Origin of the sequence: Streptomyces sp. Y20 (genome assembly GCF_043195475.1) — a bacterium.
Taxonomy (GTDB): domain Bacteria; phylum Actinomycetota; class Actinomycetes; order Streptomycetales; family Streptomycetaceae; genus Streptomyces.
In genome coordinates, this window is the sequence record NZ_JBIDDP010000002.1 from 593,251 (window position 1) to 607,022 (window position 13,772).

Genomic DNA, 13,772 nt, shown 5'->3' on the forward strand with positions numbered 1-13,772 from the left:
ATGATCGAAGAAACGGAAACCATCGAGGAGTTTCTCGCCCGCTGCTCGGCCGACGTGGAAGAGGCGGTCCGCAAGGCCGCCGCGGCCGAGATCCTGCCCCGCTTCCGCCGTCTCGCCGAGCACGAGGTGGACCAGAAGAGCGGCCCGCACGACCTGGTGACGGACGCCGACCGCCTCGCCGAGCTGCGGCTCACCGACGACCTCGGCGCCCTGCTGCCCGGCTCGGTCGTGGTCGGCGAGGAAGCGGTGCACGCCAACCCCGCGGTGTACGAGGCGCTCCAGGGCGAGGCGCCGGTCTGGATCGTCGACCCGGTCGACGGCACCCGCCAGTTCGTGCACGGCGACGACGGCTTCTGCACGCTGGTCGCCCTCGCCCACCGCGGCACCGTGATCGCCTCCTGGACGTACGCCGCGGCCCGCGACCAGTTCGCCACCGCCGTCCGCGGCCGCGGCGCGTTCCTCGACGGCGAGCGGCTGTTCGCCGGCCCGCCCGCGCCCGGCCGGGACCTCGTGGTCGCCGTCTCCCACCCGGACTTCACCACAGAAGAGCAGAAGCGGGCCCTGAAGGCCCTGTGGACCGACGGCCTCGCGCCGCGCCCGTGCGGTTCCGCGGGTCTGGAGTACCTCGCCGTCGCCCGGGGCGAGCTGGACGCGGTCGCGTTCTCCTGGGAGGCCGCCTGGGACCACGCGGCGGGGCTGCTCCTGGTCGAGGAGGCGGGTGGCACGCACGTCACGCTGACCGGTGAGCCGTTCCGGGTCACCGGCGGGAACGTCCTGCCGTTCACCGCCGCCCGTGACGCCGCCACCGCCCGCCGGCTGGCCGGCCTGCTGGGCGCGGCGTCCTGAGGTCCGGGGCCACCCGGCCCGGGGGAGGGCAGGCTCCCGGCATATCCTGCTCGCGAATGGCCGTCGGCTGACGAAGGGGTCCGAAGGTGCCGTCGATGCTCGATGCGGTCGTGGTGGGTGCGGGACCGAACGGACTGACCGCAGCCGTGGAGCTGGCCCGCCGGGGCTTCTCCGTGGCCCTGTTCGAGGCGCGGCCCACGGTGGGCGGGGGCGCCCGTACCGAGGAGCTGACGCTGCCCGGCTTCCGGCACGACCCGTGCTCGGCGGCCCACCCCCTCGGTATCAACTCCCCGGCGTTCCGCGCCCTGCCCCTCGACCGGTACGGCCTGGAGTGGCTGCACGCCCCGCTGCCCATGGCCCACCCGTTCCCGGACGGCACCGCGTCCGTGCTGTCCCGGTCGGTGGCCGAGACCGCCGCATCCTTCGGACCGCGCGACGCGGGCCCGTACCGCAGACTGGTCGAGCCGCTCCTCGCCCACTGGGACACGCTCGTGAGGGACTTCATGTCCCTGCCGCTGACCGCGCTCCCGCGCGACCCCGTCACCCTGGCCCGCTTCGGCCTGGTCGGGCTTGCGCCGTCCACCTGGCTGATGCGCCGCTTCCGGGACGAACAGGTCAAGGCCCTCTTCTCCGGCCTGGTCGCCCATGTGATGGCGCCGCTCAACGGCCTGGCCACCAGCGCCATCGGGCTGGTGTTCGCCCTCGCCGCCCACGCCCGCGGCTGGCCCGTGCCGCGCGGCGGCTCCCAGGCCATCTCCGACGCCCTCGCCGCCTATCTGGCGGACCTCGGCGGTGAGGTGCACACGGACTTCGAGGTCAAGCGCCTGGACGACCTGCCGCCGGCGCGCGCCTACGTCTTCGACACCTCGCCCACCGCGCTCGCCCGTATCGCGGGCTTCGGCGACCACTACGCGAACTACCGCTACGGCCCCGGCGTCTTCAAGATCGACTACGCGCTGGACGGCCCGGTGCCCTGGACGGCTCCCGAGGCCCGCGTCGCCGGTACCGTCCAGATCGGCGCGAGCCGGGCCGAGATCGGCACCGCGCTGCGCGCCGCCTCCCGGGAGGGCCGCGCCCCCGAACGGCCCTTCATGATCACCGTGCAGCCCAGCGTCGTCGACCCCACCCGCGCCCCCGAGGGCAAGCACGTCTTCTGGGCCTACGGCCATGTGCCGAACGGCTGGTCCGGCGACCTCACCGACGCCCTGGAGCGCCAGCTGGAGCGCTTCGCGCCCGGCTTCCGCGACCGCGTCCTCGCCCGCGCCATCGCCGGCCCCGCCGAGATGGCCGCCCACAACGCCAACTACGTAGGCGGTGACATCGCCTGCGGCGCGGCCTCCGGACTCCAGCTGCTGCTGCGTCCCAAGCTGTCCCTTTTCCCGTACCACACGCCCCATCCGGCCGTGTTCATCTGCTCCTCGGCCACTCCGCCGGGGCCCGGCGTCCACGGCATGTCGGGGCACAACGCCGCCAAGGCCGTCTGGCGCAGGCTGAGGCAGACATGACCCGCCTCACCCTCGTCCAGGGCGACATCACCCGGCAGCGCGCCGACGCCCTCGTCAACGCCGCGAACTCCTCGCTCCTCGGCGGCGGGGGCGTGGACGGCGCCATCCACCGCCGCGGCGGCCCCGCGATCCTGGCGGAGTGCCGCGCGCTGCGTGCCTCCCGGTACGGCAAGGGCCTGCCCACGGGCCGGGCCGTCGCCACCACGGCGGGTGAACTCGACGCCCGCTGGGTGATCCACACCGTCGGCCCGGTGTACCGGGGCCCGGACGACGGGCCCGCGCTGCTCGCGTCCTGCTACCGGGAGTGTCTCCGGGTCGCCGACGAGCTGGGTGCCCGCACGGTCGCGTTCCCGGCGATCTCCACGGGCGTGTACGGGTGGCCGATGGACGACGCGGCCCGCATCGCGACGCGGACCGTACGGAACACGCCGACCGGCGTCGAAGAGGTGAGGTTCGTCCTGTTCGACGACCGCGCGTACGAGGCGTTCGCCCGGCAACTGCCCGGATAGTCCGCCGCACGGGGCACGGCCCGTCCCCGGTGGGCTCGTGTGCTCCACCGCACGGGTCGGGACGGGCGGGGTTTCCCCGGTGCCCGACCGAGAACGCCGGTGCCCGAACCGTGACGCGTACGGCGCGGGAGAGCGGGAACAACACGCGGCGCGCGAGTATGCCCGCCGATGTGAAGAAATAACTTGTGTTCTGTGTGCTTGTAGGACTGAAGTAAGGGCATGCGGTGGCCAGGAGGTTGATAACAATGGTTCCCCTGCTTCTGGTTCTTCTTCTGGCTCTGATCCTCTTCGGCGCGGGCTTCGCACTGAAGGCGCTGTGGTGGATCGCGGTGATCGTCCTGATCGTGTGGCTGCTGGGCTTCGTGGTCCGCTCCGCGGACAGCGGTGGCCGCAAGGGCCGCTGGTACCGCTGGTAGCCACGGGCGTCGCGGTATGACGCGTACGCCACTGTGAAGTACGTAGGGCCCGGCCGGGGACGGCCGGGCCCTACGTGTGTCCGGCGCGGTGGCGCCAGCAGCCACGGCTACACCGACCTCCCCATCAGCAGGCAGTCGCTCTGCGCCAACGGCACCGTGAAGGGCTGCGGCGGGATCCAGTGGGAACCGCAGAACGTCTAGGGTCCCAAGGGGTTCCCGGCGGGCGGACCGGCCGACGGCCGGCTCTGCTCCGGCGGCGAGAGCCGCTTCGGCCAGCTCGACGGCGCCCGGACCCCCAAGGGCACGGAGTGGCCCACCACCAAGGCCACCGGCGGCCAGAGCTACACCTTCCGCTGGCAGTTCGAGGCGCGGCACGCGACGACGGACTTCCGGTACTACGTCACCAAGCAGGGCTGGAACCAGGACCACACCCTGACACGCGCCGGTCTGGACACGACCCCGTTCCTGACGGTCCCCTACGGCGGCAAGCAGCCGCCGGCCACCCTCAGCCACAGCGGCACCCTGCCGACCGGACTGAGCGGTCACCACGTCATCCTCGGCGTGTGGACCACCGCGGACACGGGCGACGCGTTCTACGCCTGCTCGGACGTCACGTTCTGACGCCGCACCACGGAAACTCCTGAGCCACCGGCGCGGGCCGGCGCGGGCGGACTCCGCCACGCCGGCCCGACCCGTTCCCGTGCGATGCGCGGCGACGCGGGCACGCGACGGCCGCTCACCCGGACGGCGTCGCTCCCGGTGCGTCCGCGGGCTGCCGGCCCGACGCTCGGAAGTGCCCGCACGCTCCCCGCGAGCGTGCGGGCACTTCGGGAACGGGGAGGCAGAAAGGACACGCTCATGAGCCAGGCAGCGCAGCCCACCGGACCGGGACCCGCGAGCGGCTCACGGCCGCCACGTCAGGCCGGGGCCCGGGACGGCGGCTGGGTGACCGGCGGCGTCACGTTCGCGGGAGTCCTCATGGTGTGCAGCGGCATCCTCGCCCTCCTGCAGGGGATCGCCGCGGTCGTCGGGGACCACGTCTACGTCCGCATCGGCGCCTACGTCTACAAGATGACACTCACCGGCTGGGGCACGATCCACATCATCCTCGGCGCCCTCGTCCTGGGCACCGGCATCGGCCTGCTCAAGGACGCGACCTGGGCCCGCTTCACCGGCCTGTTCCTGGCCGCGCTCAGCCTCATCGCCCAGTTCATGTTCCTGCCGTACGCGCCCCTGTGGTCGGTGATCGTGATGGCGCTCGACGTCTTCGTCATCTGGGCGCTCGCGTCCCGGCAGGAAGCGGCCGCGGCCTGACCCGGGCCCCCTGGGCGGCGGTTGTGGCGGACGGCGTGGCATCATCGGCCCGGGCCAGGACCACGCCGTACGAGGAGCACGATGAACCCCGCCGTCACCGCCCCGTCCGAGGGCGGTGCCCCCTGCCCGCACGGCACCGGGAGCCCGGGTCGGGGCACCGGCGCCTCCCTGCTGGACGACTTCTCCCTGGAGATGACCGGCAAGGACACGCCCGGCCTCGAGGAGGCGCGCGACGGCATTCCGCCGGGCACCCGGATCAACATCACCTTCCTCGCCGGTGAGGACACCACCACCCGGCTGGCCGCGGCGCGCGCGGTCGGACGGCTCGGGTTCGTGCCCGTACCGCACATCTCCGCGCGGCGCCTGCCCTCCCGGCCCGCCCTGGAGGAGTTCCTCGCCGGACTGGCGGCCGACGGCACCGCCGGGAACGTGTTCGTCGTCGGCGGCGACCCCGCCCGGCCCGAGGGCCCCTACGAGGACGCCCTCGCCGTCCTGCGCACCGGGCCGCTCCGGCAGTACGGCGTCCGGCACGTCGGCATCACCGGCTACCCGGAGGGCCATCCCGGGATTCCCGGTCCGGCCCTGTGGGCGGCGCTCACGGAGAAGGCGGCGGCCATCGCGGCCCACCGGTTCACCGGCGATGTCATCACCCAGTTCGGCTTCGACGTCGACCCGGTCCTCGCCTGGCTGGAGGACCTCCGGGCGCGCGGCGTGCACCTGCCCGTCCGCATCGGCGTTCCCGGCCCCGCCGGAGTGCGCCGGCTGCTCGGCTACGCCGCCCGGTTCGGCGTCGGCACCAGCGCCTCCGTGGCCCGCAAGTACGGCTTCTCGCTGACCAACCTCGTGGGGACGGCCGGCCCGGACCGCTTCCTGCGCGCACTGGCCGACCGGTACGACCCCGAGCGGCACGGCGTGGTGAAGGTGCACTTCTACACCTTCGGCGGCCTGCGCACCACCGCCGAGTGGATCACCCGGTTCCGCCAGGAGCGAGCCGGCTGAGGCCGCTGCGCGCCCGGGGACCCGAGGCGCCGGCGGCACCGTCCGAACGCAGCGGCGAAACGGGCCCGACTGCTCGATGCGGTCGGCCGGGTCCCTGGCCAGGTCGACGTACGTGTCGGATTTCCGCCAGCGGCCGGGGTGGACCGTGGCCCATGCTGGACGCATGCAGACAGGGATGCACCTCGACCGGGAGCAGTGCGTACAGGCCGTGCGGTCGAAGGACGCGCGCTTCGACGGCTGGTTCTTCACCGCCGTCCTGACCACCCGCGTCTACTGCCGGCCCAGCTGCCCGGCCGTGCCGCCCAAGCCGGAGAACATGACCTTCCACCCGAGCGCCGCGGCCTGCCAGCAGGCCGGGTTCCGGGCGTGCAAACGCTGCCGCCCCGACACCAGCCCCGGCTCCCCGGAGTGGAACCAGCGCGCCGACCTGGTGGCCCGCGCCATGCGGCTGATCGCCGACGGCGTCGTGGACCGTGAAGGCGTCCCCGGACTCGCCGCCCGGCTCGGCTACAGCACCCGGCAGGTGGAGCGGCAGCTGCTCGCCGAACTGGGCGCCGGCCCCCTCGCCCTCGCCCGCGCCCAGCGCGCCCAGACCGCACGGCTGCTCATCGAGACCACCCCGCTGCCCATGGCGGAAATCGCCTTCGCGGCCGGCTTCTCCTCCGTGCGCGCCTTCAACGACACCGTCCGCGAGGTCTTCGCCCTGTCCCCGAGCGAGCTGCGGGCCCGGGCGCCCCGCAGCGGCGCGGGCACCCCGGGCGTGCTCGCCCTCAGGCTGCCGTTCCGCGCCCCCCTCAACCCCTCCAACCTCTTCGGCCACCTCGCCGCGACCGCCGTACCCGGCGTCGAGGAGTGGCGGGACGGCGCCTATCGGCGCACGCTCCGGCTGCCGTACGGGCACGGCATCGCCGCCCTCGCCCCGCGGCCCGACCACATCGCCTGCCGCCTCACCCTCAGCGACCTGCGTGACCTGACCGTGGCCATCAGCCGCTGCCGCCGCCTGCTCGACCTGGACGCCGATCCGGTCGCCGTCGACGACCGGCTGCGCGCCGACCCGCTGCTCGCTCCCCTGGTGGACCGCGGCCCCGGCCGCCGGGTGCCGCGCACGGTCGACGAGGACGAGTTCGCGGTCCGCGCCGTGCTCGGCCAGCAGGTGTCCACCGCCGCCGCCCGCACCCACGCGGCCCGCCTCGTCACCGCGCACGGCAAGCCCCTGGACGACCCGGAGGGCGGGCTCACCCACCTCTTCCCGACCCCGCAGGCACTGGCCGCCGTCGACCCCGAGACCCTGGCCATGCCCCGCACCCGGCGCACCACCTTCACCACCCTCGTCCGCCAACTTGCCGACGGTACGCTTCACTTGGGAGTGGAGACCGACTGGGCCGAGGCACGCGCCCGGCTCCTGGCGCTGCCCGGCTTCGGGCCGTGGACGGCCGACATCATCGCGATGCGCGCCCTCGGCGACCCCGACGCCTTCCTCCCCACCGACCTCGGCATCCGCCGCGCCGCGAAGGACCTGGGCCTGCCGTCCACCCCGGCCGCGCTCACCGCCCGCGCGGCGACCTGGCGGCCCTGGCGGGCGTACGCGGTGCAGTACCTGTGGGCGACCGACACCCACCCGATCAACTTCCTCCCGGCCTGAAGGAACCCGATGAACCACCACACCGTGACCGACAGCCCCTACGGGCCGCTCACCCTGGTCGCCGACGCGGAAGGCGCCCTGTGCGGCCTGTACATGGCAGGCCAGCGGCACCGCCCCGGTGAGGAGTCCTTCGGGCCGCGCGACGACACCCTGCCCGTCTTCGCCGAGACCCGGGAGCAGCTGGAGACGTACTTCGCGGGCGAGTCGACCGGGTTCACCGTCCGGCTCGGGCTGCACGGAACGCCGTTCCAGCGCAGCGTCTGGCAGCAACTGGCCCGCATCCCGTACGGAGAAACCCGGACGTACGGCGAACTCGCCGACCTCCTCGGCAATCCCCGGGCCTCCCGCGCCGTCGGCCTCGCCAACGGCCGCAACCCCGTCGGCATCATCGTCCCCTGCCACCGGGTGGTGGGCTCCGACGGCAGCCTCACCGGTTACGGCGGCGGCCTGGACCGCAAGCGGCGCCTGCTCGACTTCGAGCGCGGCAGCGCACTCTTCTGAGCGCCGCGGCCGGGAGTTGCTCTTGAGCCCGGCCCTATGGAGTGCCGCCGGCGCCGAGCAGCCGCAGGAGCCGGGGCAGGGCCGTCCCGATCGGTTCGCGGATCACCTCCTCGGCCCGCTCGTCGTACGGCGTCGGTTCGGCGTTGACGATGATCAGCCGGGCCCCGTGGTCGGCGGCGACGCCCACGAGGCCGGCCGCGGGGTGCACCTGGAGGCTGCTGCCGACGGCGACGAAGACGTCGCAGGCCTTGCCGACCGCGACCGCGTCGCCCAGCACGACCGGATCGAGGTGCTCACCGAACATCACGGTCGCCGGCTTCAGAACGCCGCCGCAGCGCGGACAGGGCGGGTCGTCCTCGCCCGCCTCCACCCGTGCGATCGCGTCCTCCATGGACCCGCGCGCACCGCACCGCGTGCACAGGACGTCACGCGCGCTGCCGTGCAGTTCCAGCACCTTGCGGGCGGGCATCCCGGCCAGTTGGTGCAGCCCGTCGACGTTCTGCGTGATGACCCGCACCGGGGTGCCGGACCGCTCCAGCTCGACCACCGCCCGGTGCGCCGCGTTCGGCTCGGCCCGCAGCGCGCGGTTCGCGCGCCGCATCTGCCACGACCGCCGCCGGATCTCCGGATCGCCCATGTAGTACTCGTACGTCACGAGTTTCTCGGCGTCGGGATCCCGGCGCCACAGGCCGTTCGGCCCGCGGTAGTCCGGGATGCCGGAGTCGGTGGAGACACCGGCCCCGCTGAACACGGCGACGAGCGGCTTGGTCATGGGACCGAGCGTAGGCGGGGCTTCCCCCCGGCCGCGAACGGATATCAGGGGCCTGCCGGGCGGTCACGACACGCGGTTGCCGTTCTCCAGTTCCGCCGTGCCGGAGCCTTCCGCGAGGACGTCCAGGGCGGCCAGCACCCGGCGCCCGAGCGCGCCGGGCAGATACGCGGTGAGGTCTTCCCGCGCGACCAGCTGCCACGACAGCAGCTCCTCCTCCTGGAGGCGGATGGCCTTCAGGTCGGTCTCGGTCAGCAGACCGCCGTCGTACAGATAGGCGACCAGCGGCGGCCGGCCCACGCCGCGCACCCAGTCCACCGCCAGCAGCCGGCCGAGCTCCCGGTCGAGCCCGATCTCCTCCAGCGTCTCCCGGCGCGCGCCCCGCCGCGGGGTCTCCCCGTCGTCGGACTCGATGGTTCCGCCCGGAAGCGCCCAGCCCTCGCGGTAGTTGGGCTCGACGAGCAGCACCCGGCCCTCGGCGTCCCGGAAGAGCGCGGCGGCACCGGCGATGATCCGGGGCAGGCCTGCGACGTACGTGGCGAAATCAGGAGTCGTGGTCATCAAGAAAGGGTAACCAGCCACCGGCCGGTCATGTCCCGTCCACCGCCAGGCGCAGGGTGCGCTCGGCCAGCGCACCGATCCGTACGCCGTCGAAGCCGAACACCGCGCTGCGGACCGTGTCCTCCAGCGGATCGCGCCACTGCGCCGGAATGGCGTCCGCCCCGGTGAACACGCCGGCCACCGAACCGGCCGTCGCCCCGTTGGAGTCGGTGTCCAGGCCGCCGCGCACGGTCAGGGCGATGGTCCGGGTGAAGTCGCCGTCGCCGTACAGCAGTCCGGCGGTGAGGACGGCCGCGTTGGGCACGGTGTGGATCCAGCCGAGCCCGGCGGTCTCCGCGGCCACGGTGGCCAGCGTCTCCTCCCACGGCAGCCGGGTCTCGTGCAGGGTCGCGACCCGCCGTACGATCCGGGCGAGGCGGCTGCTCGCCGGAATCACGGCGAGCGCGCTCTCCAGCGCGTGCCGCACGTCCGGGGCGGTGAAGGCCGCCGCGATCAGCGCCGCCGCGAACATCGCGCCGTACACCCCGTTGCCGGTGTGCGACAGCACCGCGTCCCGGCGGGCCAGGCCGGCGGCCCGGACGGGGTCGCCCGGGCAGGTCCAGCCGTACACGTCGGCGCGGATCAGCGCGCCGATCCACTCCTGGTACGGATTGTCGTACGTCGCCGTCAGCGGCGGTTTCAGCCCGTTCGCGAGGTTGCGGTACGCCGCCCGCTCCGCAGTGAACGTCTGGAGGTACGGCAGCCTGAGCAGCCACAGGTCACCGACCTGCTCGGTGCTGAAGCCGAAACCGTGGGTCTCCAGCAGGTGCAGGCCGAGGACCGCGTAGTCGATGTCGTCGTCCCGGCAGCTGCCGTGGATCCGGCCGCGCACGCACCGGCGCCACTCCGGGCGCAGGACGGCGGCCTCGGCCGGGTCGGCGGGCTCGGGGAGGTAGTCGGTCAGCGGCAGCGCCGCGGCCCGGCGCAGATAGCGGTCGATGCGGTCGCGGGTCCACACCTCGCCCTGCTCCACCGGCTTGCCGAGCATGTTGCCCGCGATCCGGCCGAGCCAGCCGCCGTGGATGCGGTCGCCGAGGCCGGGTCCGGTGCGCTGGGTGCTCATGGCAGGGGTGTACCCACTTTGCCGGGCCCGGCGCGCGGCGGCTTCCCACGGTTCGGGCGGCGCATGACGGCGGAGGTGTCCTGCGGTTATGGTCGCAGCGGCGCGACTGGCCCCGACATGCGCGGGGCCCGGAGAGCAAGGGGAAGAACAAGGTGGCGGACGCTGCAGGGAACGAGACCCGCCGGGTGCTCATCGCCGCGGACAAGTTCAAGGGCTCGCTGACGGCCGTGCAGGTCGCCGAGCGGGTGGCCGCCGGGCTGCGCCGGGTCGTGCCGGACCTCGATGCCGAGGCGCTGCCCGTGGCCGACGGCGGTGACGGCACCGTGGACGCGGCCGTCGCGGCCGGTTTCGAACGGCGCGAGGTGCGGGTCGCCGGGCCGCTGGGTCAGGAGGTGACGGCCGCGTTCGCGCTGCGCGAGGGCACCGCGGTCGTGGAGATGGCCGAGGCGAGCGGGCTCCAGCGCCTGCCGGCCGGTGTGTTCGCGCCGCTGACCGCCTCGACGTACGGCTCCGGGGAGCTGCTGCGGGCCGCGCTGGACGCGGGCGCGCGGACGATCGTGTTCGGCGTCGGCGGCAGCGCCACGACGGACGGCGGCGCCGGGATGCTGTCCGCGCTGGGCGCCCGGTTCCTGACCGGGGCGGGGGAACCGGTGGCGCCGGGCGGCGGCGGCCTGGCCGCCCTGGCCCGCGTCGACCTCTCCGGCCTCGACCCCCGGCTGGCCACGGTCGACCTGGTGCTGGCCAGTGATGTCGACAATCCGCTGACCGGGCCCAAGGGCGCGCCGGCGGTGTACGGCCCGCAGAAGGGCGCCACACCCGGCGACGTGGCGGCACTGGACGCGGCCCTCGCCCACTTCGCCGAGGTGCTGGAGGCGGTGGCCGGACCGCGCGCGGCGGAGTACGCCGCGGCACCTGGCGCGGGCGCGGCGGGCGGCATCGGTTTCGGCGCGCTGCTCCTGGGCGCCCGGTTCCGGCCCGGCATCGAGGTCATGCTGGACGTGCTGGGCTTCGCGCCCGCACTGGAGCGGGCCTCGCTGGTGATCACCGGGGAGGGTTCGCTGGACGAGCAGACCCTGCACGGGAAGGCGCCGGCGGGGGTCGCAGCGGCGGCGCGGGCCGCGGGCCGGAGGGTGGTGGCGGTGTGCGGACGGCTCACCCTGCCGGACGAGGCGCTGCTACGGGCCGGCATCGAGCGGGCCTACCCCCTGACGTCCGTCGAGCCGGACGTCACCCGCTGCATCGCCGACGCGGGCCCCATCCTGGAGCAGATCGCGGCCCGCATAGCCGAGGACTACCTCAGCTGACCCTGCCCCCACCCCGCGCACCCGCCGTCCGCTCGCTCGGTCGGCTGGGTACGCGCGGGTTCCGGCCCGCCTGGCCGACGAGGCGCCCACGGGGCCCGGCCGGTTCACCGGCGTGCCGCCCGCGGGACCGGTCCGGTGGGCCGGCGGGGGAGTCCGCCGGGCCCCGCGGTGGGCCGGCGGCTGGTGAGGTGTCTGCTGCGTCCGGCCGACCGGACGGACGGCCGCCTGGCCGACATGGCGCCCATGGGGCCCGGCCGGTTCACCGGCGTGCCGCCCGCGGGACCGGTCCGGTGGGCCGGCGGGGGAGTCCGCCGGGCCCCGCGGTGGGCCGGTAGGCCATGGACGCCGGTGGGCCCGGCTGGTGGCCCGACAGTGTGCCCGTCGGCGTCGGTCGGCGAACCAACGGGGGACCTGCCCTCCGGTTCGGCCGGCTGACGAGAGTTCCCGCCGGATCGGCTGGTCGCTGGGCGGGGGCGCCGGCCCCCGGCTCGGCCCGCTGGCAGAGGGGTGGCCGGATCGAGCGGCTGACATGGCGCCCGCCCGGTGCGGCCGTGGGCCGGAACGGCGCCCGCCGCAACGGCGGTGCCGACGGCCGGTCCGGTCGGGCGAGCCGGAGGTGGGCAGGGCGGGAGCCCCGGGCGTGGAGCCCCCGGACGCCTCGGACAGGCGACCGCCACGGCACACGGCGAAGGGCCCCGGATCCTCGTCGGATCCGGGGCCCTTTCGGCGGGACGTCACGGCAGTTGCGTCGCCCGCGCCTCGCGCCGGTTGTCGCGGAAGTTGTTCACCCGTCGGGCCGTGGCGAACAGCGGGATCACCGCGCCCATGACCAGCTGGAGCGCGCAGCCCGTCTGGAGCAGCAGCTGACCGCTCGGGGCGTCGAAGGCCCACGCGGCCAGCAGGCCCATCGACAGCACGATCCAGCCGAGCACCGCGCCGGCGAGGCGGCCCCGCGGCTTGGGGTACTCCACGCGGCTCACCATCAGCCACGCCGTCCCGAGGATCGCCAGCAGCGTCGCCACGAACGGCAGCTCCAGCAGCACGATCGAGACGACCGTCAGCGCGCCGAACGGCGAGGGCATGCCCTGGAACGTGCCGTCCTTCACCGTCACGCAGCTGAACCGGGCCAGTCTCAGCACCACCGCCAGCAGCACCACGATCGCGCCCACCGCCGCCACCCGCTGGTGCGCGTCGTCGGCGACCATGCCGTAGACGAGCACGAAGTAGGCGGGGGCGAGTCCGAAGCTGATCAGGTCGGAAAGGTTGTCCAGTTCGGCGCCCATGGGGGAGGAGCGCAGCTTGCGTGCCACCAGGCCGTCGAACAGGTCGAAGACCGCCGCGCAGAGCATCAGGATGACCGCCGTGGCCGCGCTGTGGCGGGCCATGCCGGACTCCTGGCTGCCGGTGAGGTGCGGGATCAGGATGCCGGTGGTGGTGAAGTACACCGCCATGAACCCGCAGGTGGCGTTGCCCAGCGTCAGGGTGTCCGCTATCGACAGGCGCAGAGACAGGGGCATCTCCTCGTCGTCGTCCACGTCGTCGGCCTCTGGCACCCAGCCCGCCTGGGTCTCCGGATCAATCACGGTCAATGCGAGTCACCCCAGCCACGGTCTTCTGTCCGACCTCGACCGCGACCTCCACACCCTCGGGCAGGTAGAGGTCGACACGCGAGCCGAAGCGGATCAGACCGATACGGTCGCCCTGCTCGACCTTCGTGCCCTCGGGGATGTAGGGCACGATGCGGCGGGCCACCGCGCCGGCGATCTGGATCATCTCGATGTCGCCGAGTTCGGTGTCGAAATGCCAGACTACGCGCTCGTTGTTCTCGCTCTCCTTGTTGAAAGCAGGAACAAAGCCGCCGGCGATGTGCTCGACCGACGTCACGGTGCCCGCGAGGGGCGCGCGGTTGACGTGGACGTTGAGCGGGCTCATGAAGATCGCGACTCGGGTACGCCCGTCCTTCCACGGCATGATGCTCTGCACCACACCGTCGGCGGGCGAGATGACCCGGCCCTGGGAGATCTCGCGCTCGGGGTCGCGGAAGAACCACAGCATGCCCGCCGCGAGCGCGGTGACGGGCACGGCGACGGCCTTGGCGGCGCCCGAGCGGCGGGCGCGGGCCAGGCTGAGTGCTGCGGTGGCGACGGTCGGGAGAAGCCACGGCGATGCTCCGCGCGCGAGGCGTGCGCCTACCAGGCTGTCGCGGTGTGCAGAGGTTTGGCTGTGGGGCATGGATGACCTTCGTAGCGGATGATGCCGCGCTCTGACGGGGGACGGCGGCTTTCCGGGATCGTACCGGTCGCG

The 13,772-nt window shown here is 74.1% G+C and carries 14 protein-coding genes and 1 pseudogene; 10 read left to right on the forward strand and 5 right to left on the reverse strand.

Features of this window, described 5'->3' with window-relative positions; genetic code table 11:
• From ACGFT1_RS07540 to ACGFT1_RS07580, 9 genes and pseudogenes are all read left to right on the forward strand, one after another.
• Positions 1-846 carry an inositol monophosphatase gene (locus ACGFT1_RS07540; protein ID WP_373908089.1) on the forward strand — a complete coding sequence of 282 codons (846 nt, stop codon included), beginning with the start codon at positions 1-3 and terminating at the stop codon, positions 844-846.
• A 95-nt stretch (positions 847-941) separates the two neighbouring features.
• Positions 942-2,351, forward strand: coding sequence for a phytoene desaturase family protein (locus ACGFT1_RS07545; protein WP_373908090.1), 1,410 nt, complete (start codon positions 942-944; stop codon positions 2,349-2,351).
• Entirely contained in the window at positions 2,348-2,860 is a 513-nt protein-coding gene (locus tag ACGFT1_RS07550) for an O-acetyl-ADP-ribose deacetylase (RefSeq protein ID WP_373908091.1), read from the forward strand. Before ACGFT1_RS07545 ends, ACGFT1_RS07550 begins: the two co-directional genes overlap by 4 nt.
• A gap of 245 nt (positions 2,861-3,105) precedes the next feature.
• A complete protein-coding gene (locus ACGFT1_RS07555; protein ID WP_037661814.1) occupies positions 3,106-3,276 on the forward strand; it encodes a hypothetical protein in 171 nt (56 codons plus the stop codon).
• Between the two features lie 33 nt (positions 3,277-3,309).
• Positions 3,310-3,897 (forward strand): annotated as a pseudogene (locus ACGFT1_RS07560) (lytic polysaccharide monooxygenase).
• A 237-nt stretch (positions 3,898-4,134) separates the two neighbouring features.
• Positions 4,135-4,590, forward strand: a complete 456-nt coding sequence (locus tag ACGFT1_RS07565; RefSeq protein WP_373908092.1) for a hypothetical protein — start codon at positions 4,135-4,137, stop codon at positions 4,588-4,590.
• A gap of 192 nt (positions 4,591-4,782) precedes the next feature.
• Entirely contained in the window at positions 4,783-5,589 is an 807-nt protein-coding gene (locus ACGFT1_RS07570; protein ID WP_373908240.1) for a methylenetetrahydrofolate reductase, read from the forward strand.
• A gap of 163 nt (positions 5,590-5,752) precedes the next feature.
• Complete coding sequence (locus tag ACGFT1_RS07575) at positions 5,753-7,231, forward strand: AlkA N-terminal domain-containing protein (protein WP_373908093.1); 1,479 nt, start codon at positions 5,753-5,755, stop codon at positions 7,229-7,231.
• A gap of 9 nt (positions 7,232-7,240) precedes the next feature.
• A complete protein-coding gene (locus tag ACGFT1_RS07580; protein ID WP_373908094.1) occupies positions 7,241-7,732 on the forward strand; it encodes a methylated-DNA--[protein]-cysteine S-methyltransferase in 492 nt (163 codons plus the stop codon).
• Positions 7,733-7,766: 34 nt separating this feature from the next.
• Here ACGFT1_RS07580 and ACGFT1_RS07585 read toward each other — a convergent pair whose 3' ends face one another.
• The 3 genes from ACGFT1_RS07585 to ACGFT1_RS07595 all read right to left on the reverse strand — a co-directional run bounded on the left by ACGFT1_RS07585 (position 7,767) and on the right by ACGFT1_RS07595 (position 10,164).
• Positions 7,767-8,504, reverse strand: coding sequence for an NAD-dependent deacetylase (locus tag ACGFT1_RS07585; protein WP_373908095.1), 738 nt, complete (start codon positions 8,502-8,504; stop codon positions 7,767-7,769).
• Between the two features lie 63 nt (positions 8,505-8,567).
• The gene (locus ACGFT1_RS07590) at positions 8,568-9,062 is read right to left on the reverse strand and encodes an NUDIX domain-containing protein (protein ID WP_373908096.1); all 495 of its coding nucleotides are present in this window, start codon (positions 9,060-9,062) and stop codon (positions 8,568-8,570) included.
• 28 nt (positions 9,063-9,090) lie between these two features.
• Positions 9,091-10,164, reverse strand: coding sequence for an ADP-ribosylglycohydrolase family protein (locus ACGFT1_RS07595; protein ID WP_373908097.1), 1,074 nt, complete (start codon positions 10,162-10,164; stop codon positions 9,091-9,093).
• 152 nt (positions 10,165-10,316) lie between these two features.
• On the opposite strand from ACGFT1_RS07595, the gene ACGFT1_RS07600 reads away from it, so the two are divergent.
• Positions 10,317-11,468 (forward strand): glycerate kinase, encoded by a 1,152-nt coding sequence (locus ACGFT1_RS07600; protein WP_373908098.1) that lies wholly within the window; start codon positions 10,317-10,319, stop codon positions 11,466-11,468.
• Positions 11,469-12,202: 734 nt separating this feature from the next.
• Here ACGFT1_RS07600 and pssA read toward each other — a convergent pair.
• Entirely contained in the window at positions 12,203-13,021 is an 819-nt protein-coding gene (gene pssA / locus ACGFT1_RS07605; protein ID WP_373908241.1) for a CDP-diacylglycerol--serine O-phosphatidyltransferase, read from the reverse strand.
• 22 nt (positions 13,022-13,043) lie between these two features.
• Entirely contained in the window at positions 13,044-13,700 is a 657-nt protein-coding gene (locus ACGFT1_RS07610; RefSeq protein ID WP_373908099.1) for a phosphatidylserine decarboxylase, read from the reverse strand.
• Positions 13,701-13,772: the final 72 nt, after the last annotated feature.

Coding starts and splice junctions, on each gene's coding strand:
- ACGFT1_RS07550 (WP_373908091.1), top strand. CDS start 2,348: ATGACCCGCCTCACCCTCGTCCAGGGCGACATCACCCGGCAGCGCGCC.
- ACGFT1_RS07555 (WP_037661814.1), top strand. CDS start 3,106: ATGGTTCCCCTGCTTCTGGTTCTTCTTCTGGCTCTGATCCTCTTCGGC.
- ACGFT1_RS07580 (WP_373908094.1), top strand. CDS start 7,241: ATGAACCACCACACCGTGACCGACAGCCCCTACGGGCCGCTCACCCTG.
- ACGFT1_RS07595 (WP_373908097.1), bottom strand. CDS start 10,164: ATGAGCACCCAGCGCACCGGACCCGGCCTCGGCGACCGCATCCACGGC.
- ACGFT1_RS07590 (WP_373908096.1), bottom strand. CDS start 9,062: ATGACCACGACTCCTGATTTCGCCACGTACGTCGCAGGCCTGCCCCGG.
- ACGFT1_RS07570 (WP_373908240.1), top strand. CDS start 4,783: ATGACCGGCAAGGACACGCCCGGCCTCGAGGAGGCGCGCGACGGCATT.
- ACGFT1_RS07540 (WP_373908089.1), top strand. CDS start 1: ATGATCGAAGAAACGGAAACCATCGAGGAGTTTCTCGCCCGCTGCTCG.
- ACGFT1_RS07565 (WP_373908092.1), top strand. CDS start 4,135: ATGAGCCAGGCAGCGCAGCCCACCGGACCGGGACCCGCGAGCGGCTCA.
- ACGFT1_RS07545 (WP_373908090.1), top strand. CDS start 942: ATGCTCGATGCGGTCGTGGTGGGTGCGGGACCGAACGGACTGACCGCA.
- ACGFT1_RS07575 (WP_373908093.1), top strand. CDS start 5,753: ATGCAGACAGGGATGCACCTCGACCGGGAGCAGTGCGTACAGGCCGTG.
- ACGFT1_RS07610 (WP_373908099.1), bottom strand. CDS start 13,700: ATGCCCCACAGCCAAACCTCTGCACACCGCGACAGCCTGGTAGGCGCA.
- ACGFT1_RS07585 (WP_373908095.1), bottom strand. CDS start 8,504: ATGACCAAGCCGCTCGTCGCCGTGTTCAGCGGGGCCGGTGTCTCCACC.